This is a genomic window from Streptomyces sp. NPDC058751, assembly GCF_042746485.1.
GTDB lineage: Bacteria > Actinomycetota > Actinomycetes > Streptomycetales > Streptomycetaceae > Streptomyces.
Map to the genome: position 1 here is coordinate 24,275 of NZ_JBHYPZ010000056.1, position 6,413 is coordinate 30,687.

The 6,413-nt window shown below is 70.1% G+C and carries 4 protein-coding genes; all 4 read left to right on the plus strand.

All coding sequences use genetic code 11. The annotated features are described in order from the left end of the window. The first annotated feature begins 98 nt into the window (after window positions 1-98). The 4 genes from secD to ACFW6B_RS36140 all read left to right on the plus strand — a co-directional run bounded on the left by secD (window position 99) and on the right by ACFW6B_RS36140 (window position 6,309). Entirely contained in the window at window positions 99-1,859 is a 1,761-nt protein-coding gene (gene secD / locus ACFW6B_RS36125; protein ID WP_386603121.1) for a protein translocase subunit SecD, read from the plus strand. Window position 1,860: 1 nt separating this feature from the next. Then, window positions 1,861-2,979: a protein translocase subunit SecF gene (gene secF, locus ACFW6B_RS36130; protein WP_386603123.1), complete on the plus strand. Its 1,119-nt coding sequence runs from the start codon at window positions 1,861-1,863 to the stop codon at window positions 2,977-2,979. Then, a complete protein-coding gene (locus tag ACFW6B_RS36135; RefSeq protein WP_386603125.1) occupies window positions 2,976-3,515 on the plus strand; it encodes an adenine phosphoribosyltransferase in 540 nt (179 codons plus the stop codon). Before secF ends, ACFW6B_RS36135 begins: the two co-directional genes overlap by 4 nt. Window positions 3,516-3,831: 316 nt before the next feature. Next, on the plus strand, window positions 3,832-6,309 hold the full coding sequence (locus ACFW6B_RS36140; protein ID WP_386603181.1) for a RelA/SpoT family protein: 2,478 nt from the start codon (window positions 3,832-3,834) through the stop codon (window positions 6,307-6,309). The last annotated feature ends 104 nt before the right edge of the window (window positions 6,310-6,413 follow it).

Here is a 6,413-nt window from a genome sequence, read left to right on the forward strand (position 1 = left end):
TCCCGGGACGTGCTGTTCTCGCACGGGGTCCCGACACCATGGCATGGCCGTCCACGCGCTCACCCGGCGCAGGGCGGCCCGAGAGGGAGTACGAGAAGGTGGCAGCACCGAAGAAGGGCCGGAACGCGAGCGCCCAGAGCAGGCCGGGGCGCTCGCTGGCCCTGATCCTGATCGCCATCGCGGCGCTCACCGGGGGGATGTTCGCCTCCGGGCAGACGACTCCGCGTCTCGGCATCGATCTCGCCGGCGGCACGAGCATCACGCTCACGGCGGAGAACGAGCCGGGTCAGCCCAACGCGATCAACAAGACCAACATGGACACCGCGGTCGACATCATGAACCGCCGTGTCAACGGTCTCGGTGTCTCCGAGGCCGAGGTTCAGACCCAGGGATCCGACAACATCATTGTCAACATCCCCAAGGGCACGAACTCCAAGCAGGCCCGCGAGCAGGTCGGCACCACCGCCAAGCTCTACTTCCGTCCCGTGCTGACGACCGACGTCTCCGGGCCCGCGGCGTCGGCCAGCCCGTCGCCGAGCGCCTCCAGCAGCCCCTCCGGCAAGGCCGGGGACAAGGCGACCTCGTCCCCCTCGTCCTCCGCGACGCCGTCGGCCTCCGCCACCACCCAGGGCCGCGTGGTCACCGACGCCCTGAAGGCGGGCTCCTCGCCGTCCGCGAGCGCCACCCCGAGCTCCTCGGCCTCGGCCGACGCCTCGCCCTCGGCGAGCGCCAGCGTCGACCCCGCGACCGCCAAGCTCCAGGCCGCGTACGAAGCGCTCGACTGCACCGACAAGGCCGTCCGCGCCAAGGCAGGCTCCGGCGCCAAGCCGACCGAGCCGACCGTGGCCTGCGGCCAGGACAAGAACTCCGCCGGTCAGTGGCAGAAGTACATCCTCGGCCCGGCCGAGGTGGCCGGTACGGACATCAAGAAGGCCGGCGCGGTCTTCGACACGCAGAGCGCCGCGGGCTGGAAGGTCACCATGGACTTCACGTCCGGTGGCTCCAAGAAGTTCGCCGCCATCACCGGCAAGCTCGCCCAGAACCAGCAGCCGCAGAACCAGTTCGCGATCGTCCTCGACGGCCAGGTCGTCTCCGACCCCTCCGTCCGCCAGTCGCTGAGCGGCAGCGCGGAGATCTCCGGCAGCTTCACCCAGACCGAGGCCCAGGACCTGGCCAACATGCTGAAGTACGGCGCCCTGCCGCTCAGCTTCCACGAGTCCAGCGTCACCACGGTCACCGCCGCGCTCGGCGGTGAGCAGCTGCACGCCGGTCTGATCGCGGGCGCCATCGGCCTCGCCCTGGTCGTCCTCTACCTGGTGATCTACTACCGCGGCCTGTCGGTCATCGCCATCGCCTCCCTGGGCGTCTCGGCGATCCTCACCTACGTGCTCATGGCGCTGCTCGGCCCGGCCATCGGCTTCGCGCTGAACCTCCCCGCCGTCTGCGGCGCGATCGTCGCGATCGGTATCACGGCGGACTCGTTCATCGTCTACTTCGAGCGCATCCGGGACGAGATCCGCGAGGGCCGCTCCCTGCGTCCGGCCGTCGAGCGTGCCTGGCCGCGTGCCCGGCGCACCATCCTGGTCTCCGACTTCGTGTCGTTCCTCGCCGCCGCGGTGCTCTTCATCGTCACCGTCGGCAAGGTCCAGGGCTTCGCGTTCACCCTCGGTCTGACCACGGTGCTCGACGTCGTCGTCGTGTTCTTCTTCACCAAGCCGCTGATGACGCTCCTCGCCCGCAGGAAGTTCTTCGCGGAGGGTCACAGCTGGTCCGGCCTCGACCCGAAGCGACTGGGCGCCAAGCCGCCGCTTCGCCGCACCCGTCGCGCGTCCGCCCCCGTCGACACGAAGGAGGCGTGAGATGTCGAAACTCGGCACCCTCGGCGCCCGGCTCCACCGCGGCGAGATCGGCTACGACTTCGTCGGCAAGCGCAAGATCTGGTACGGCATCTCGATCCTGATCACCATCACGGCCATCCTCGGCCTGACGGTGCGCGGCCTGAACATGGGCATCGAGTTCCAGGGCGGCGCCGTCTTCACCACCACCGGCAAGAGCGATGTCTCGGTGAGCCAGGCGGAGACGTACGCGGAAGAGGCCTCCGGCCACGACGCGGTCGTCCAGCAGCTCGGCAAGGGCGGCCTGCGCATCCAGATCGCCGGTATCGACACCGAGAAGTCGGACACGATCAAGGAGAAGCTCGCCGCCGACCTGAAGCTCGACCCCGAGCAGATCAACGCGGACCTGGTCGGTCCGAGCTGGGGCGACCAGGTCGCCAGCAAGGCATGGCAGGGCCTGGCGATCTTCATGGTCCTCGTCGTGATCTACCTGGCGATCGCCTTCGAGTGGCGCATGGCCATCGCGGCCCTCGTCGCCCTGATCCACGACATCACCATCACGGTCGGCGTCTACGCCCTGGTCGGCTTCGAGGTCACCCCGGGCACCGTGATCGGTCTGCTCACGATCCTCGGTTACTCGCTCTACGACACGGTCGTCGTCTTCGACAGCCTCAAGGAGCAGACGAAGGACATCACCAAGCAGACCCGCTGGACCTACAGCGACGTCGCCGACCGCTCGATCAACAGCACCCTGGTGCGTTCCATCAACACCACGGTGGTCGCGCTGCTGCCCGTCGCCGGCCTGCTGTTCATCGGCGGCGGAGTCCTCGGCGCCGGCATGCTGAACGACATCTCGCTGTCGCTGTTCGTCGGCCTCGCGGCCGGTGCGTACTCCTCGATCTTCATCGCCACGCCGCTCGTCGCCGACCTCAAGGAGCGCGAGCCGGAGATGAAGGCCCTGCGCAAGCGGGTCCTCGCCAAGCGGGCCCAGGCCGCCGCCACGGGCGAGTCCCCGGAGCCGCGGGTCACCGACCCGGCGTACGGGGACGAGGAGGACGACGTCGCCCCGGCGGTCGTCGGTCCCCGCAACCAGCCCGCCTCCCGCGTCCGCGGCCGCGGCCGTCCCTCGGGGAAGCGGCGATGAACGGCATCGAAGAGCTGCTGACCAGCCGCATCCGTGACGTGGCCGACTACCCGGAACCGGGAGTGATGTTCAAGGACATCACCCCGCTCCTGGCCGACCCGGCCGCGTTCGGCGCGCTCACCGGCGCCCTGGCGGACATCGCCGTGCGCAACGGCGCCACCAAGATCGTCGGCCTGGAGGCCCGCGGCTTCATCCTCGGAGCCCCGGTCGCCGTCCACGCCGGGATCGGCTTCATCCCCGTGCGCAAGGCCGGCAAGCTCCCCGGAGCGACCCTGTCGCAGGCGTACGACCTGGAGTACGGCTCCGCCGAGATCGAGGTGCACGCCGAGGACCTGGGCGCGGCCGACCGCGTGCTGGTCGTCGACGACGTCCTCGCCACCGGCGGCACCGCGGAGGCGTCGCTCCAGCTCATCCGGCGGGCGGGCGCCGAGGTCGCGGGCGTCGCCGTGCTGATGGAGCTCGGGTTCCTGGGCGGCCGGAGCCGTCTGGAGCCGGCCCTGGCGGGAGCTCCCCTGGAGGCGCTCCTGACCGTCTGAGGACCGCGCGCACCAGCCGGGCCCATCACGCCCGGCAAGGCCGCGGAAAGCCCTGAGACACCCGTAGGACACCGTGGAGGCGGGCCCGGAGGAATCCGGCGCCCGCCTCCCGCGTTCCCGGGGTGCGGGACCGCACCCGGCAGCCGACCGCGAGTCCGGCGCGGAGGATCGCTACCATGGGGTTTCCGGAGCCTGACCGGGGGACCCGGATCGCGCACGAGGAGCCCTCTTGCCAGACGAGGCCCAGCCACTCGCCCCCAGCGCGGAACGCCTGGGGCGAACCGCCTCCACCCAGCCCGAGCCAGCCTCGGGCGCCGTGGAGAAGCCCGCACGGAACGGAGCGAGCGGGCAGGCCGAGCACGCCCAGTCCGCCCCCGACGGAACGGCGGCCGAGGGGTCACGTCCCAAGCCGGCCGCGCCCGAGCGCCCCGCGAACACACCTGCGGCCCGGCCGACGGCGCCGCAGCCCAGCCGCTCCGGCGGCTCCTCCAACCGCGTCCGGGCCCGCCTGGCCCGGCTCGGCGTCCAGCGCTCGAACCCGTACAACCCGGTCCTGGAGCCGCTGCTGCGGATAGTGCGCAGCAACGACCCCAAGATCGAGACGTCGACGCTCCGGCAGATCGAGAAGGCGTACCAGGTCGCCGAGCGCTGGCACCGGGGCCAGAAGCGCAAGAGCGGCGACCCGTACATCACGCACCCGCTCGCCGTCACCACCATCCTCGCCGAGCTCGGCATGGACCCGGCGACGCTCATGGCAGGCCTCCTGCACGACACCGTCGAGGACACCGAGTACGGCCTGGACCAGCTCCGCCGCGACTTCGGCGACTCCGTCGGGCTCCTCGTCGACGGTGTCACCAAGCTGGACAAGGTCAAGTTCGGCGAGGCCGCCCAGGCCGAGACCGTGCGCAAGATGGTCGTCGCGATGGCCAAGGACCCCCGCGTCCTGGTCATCAAGCTCGCCGACCGCCTGCACAACATGCGCACCATGCGCTACCTCAAGCGCGAGAAGCAGGAGAAGAAGGCGCGCGAGACCCTGGAGATCTACGCGCCGCTCGCCCACCGCCTGGGCATGAACACCATCAAGTGGGAGCTGGAGGACCTCGCCTTCGCGATCCTCTACCCCAAGATGTACGACGAGATCGTGCGCCTGGTCGCCGAGCGCGCCCCCAAGCGCGACGAGTACCTCGCCATAGTGACCGACGAGGTCCAGTCCGACCTGCGCGCGGCCCGCATCAAGGCGACCGTCACCGGCCGCCCGAAGCACTACTACAGCGTCTACCAGAAGATGATCGTCCGCGGCCGTGACTTCGCGGAGATCTACGACCTGGTGGGCATCCGCGTCCTCGTGGACACCGTCCGCGACTGCTACGCGGCGCTCGGCACCGTGCACGCGCGATGGAACCCGGTCCCCGGCCGGTTCAAGGACTACATCGCGATGCCGAAGTTCAACATGTACCAGTCGCTGCACACGACGGTCATCGGCCCCAACGGCAAGCCCGTCGAACTCCAGATCCGTACGTTCGACATGCACCGCCGCGCCGAGTACGGCATCGCCGCGCACTGGAAGTACAAGCAGGAGACCGTCGCCGGGTCCTCCAAGATCCGCACCGACGTGCCCCGGGCGGCCAAGGGCAGCGCGGGCCAGGACACCGTCAACGACATGGCGTGGCTGCGCCAGCTCCTCGACTGGCAGAAGGAGACCGAGGACCCCAGCGAGTTCCTGGAGTCCCTGCGTTTCGACCTCTCGCGCAACGAGGTCTTCGTCTTCACGCCCAAGGGCGACGTCATAGCGCTTCCGGCCGGCGCGACGCCGGTGGACTTCGCGTACGCGGTCCACACGGAGGTCGGCCACCGGACGATAGGAGCACGGGTCAACGGACGCCTGGTGCCGCTCGAGTCCACCCTGGACAACGGCGACCTGGTGGAGGTCTTCACCTCCAAGGCGGCCGGCGCGGGCCCCTCCCGCGACTGGCTCGGCTTCGTGAAGTCGCCGCGCGCCCGCAACAAGATCCGCGCCTGGTTCTCCAAGGAACGCCGCGACGAGGCGATCGAGCACGGCAAGGACGCCATCGCCCGCGCGATGCGCAAGCAGAACCTGCCGATCCAGCGGATCCTCACCGGCGACTCCCTGGTGACCCTGGCGCACGAGATGCGCTACCCCGACATCTCGTCGCTGTACGCGGCGATCGGCGAGGGCCACGTCACCGCCCAGAGCGTCGTCCAGAAGCTCGTACAGGCGCTCGGCGGCGAGGAGGCGGCCAGCGAGGAGATCGACGAGGCCGTACCGTCCGCGCGGGGCCGGAGCCGCAAGCGGCGCAGCAGCAACGACCCCGGTGTGGTCGTCAAGGGCGTCGACGACGTGTGGGTCAAGCTCGCCCGCTGCTGCACCCCGGTGCCGGGCGACCCGATCATCGGATTCGTCACGCGTGGCAGCGGCGTCTCGGTCCACCGCAGCGACTGCGTCAACGTCGACTCGCTCTCCCGCGAACCCGAACGCATCCTCGAGGTCGAGTGGGCGCCCACCCAGTCCTCGGTCTTCCTGGTCGCCATACAGGTCGAGGCCCTGGACCGGTCCCGGCTGCTGTCGGACGTCACCCGCGTCCTGTCCGACCAGCACGTCAACATCCTGTCCGCGGCCGTCCAGACCTCCCGCGACCGGGTCGCCACCTCCCGGTTCACCTTCGAGATGGGCGACCCCAAGCACCTGGGACACGTCCTGAAGGCCGTACGGGGCGTCGAGGGCGTCTACGACGTGTACCGCGTGACATCGGCCCGCAGGCCCTCCGAGGCCTGACGCCGGCCCGTGCCCCCCGCCCCCCCCCCGGGGGGCCCCCGGCCCCGTGTCTTATAAAAAAAAAACAGCCCCCCAAACCCACAAAAAAAAAGTAATAGGGCTTG

What these genes read in the sequence shown, in the direction of transcription:
- secF (WP_386603123.1), top strand. Translation starts at nt 1,861, where the DNA reads ATGTCGAAACTCGGCACCCTCGGCGCCCGGCTCCACCGCGGCGAGATC.
- ACFW6B_RS36135 (WP_386603125.1), top strand. Translation starts at nt 2,976, where the DNA reads ATGAACGGCATCGAAGAGCTGCTGACCAGCCGCATCCGTGACGTGGCC.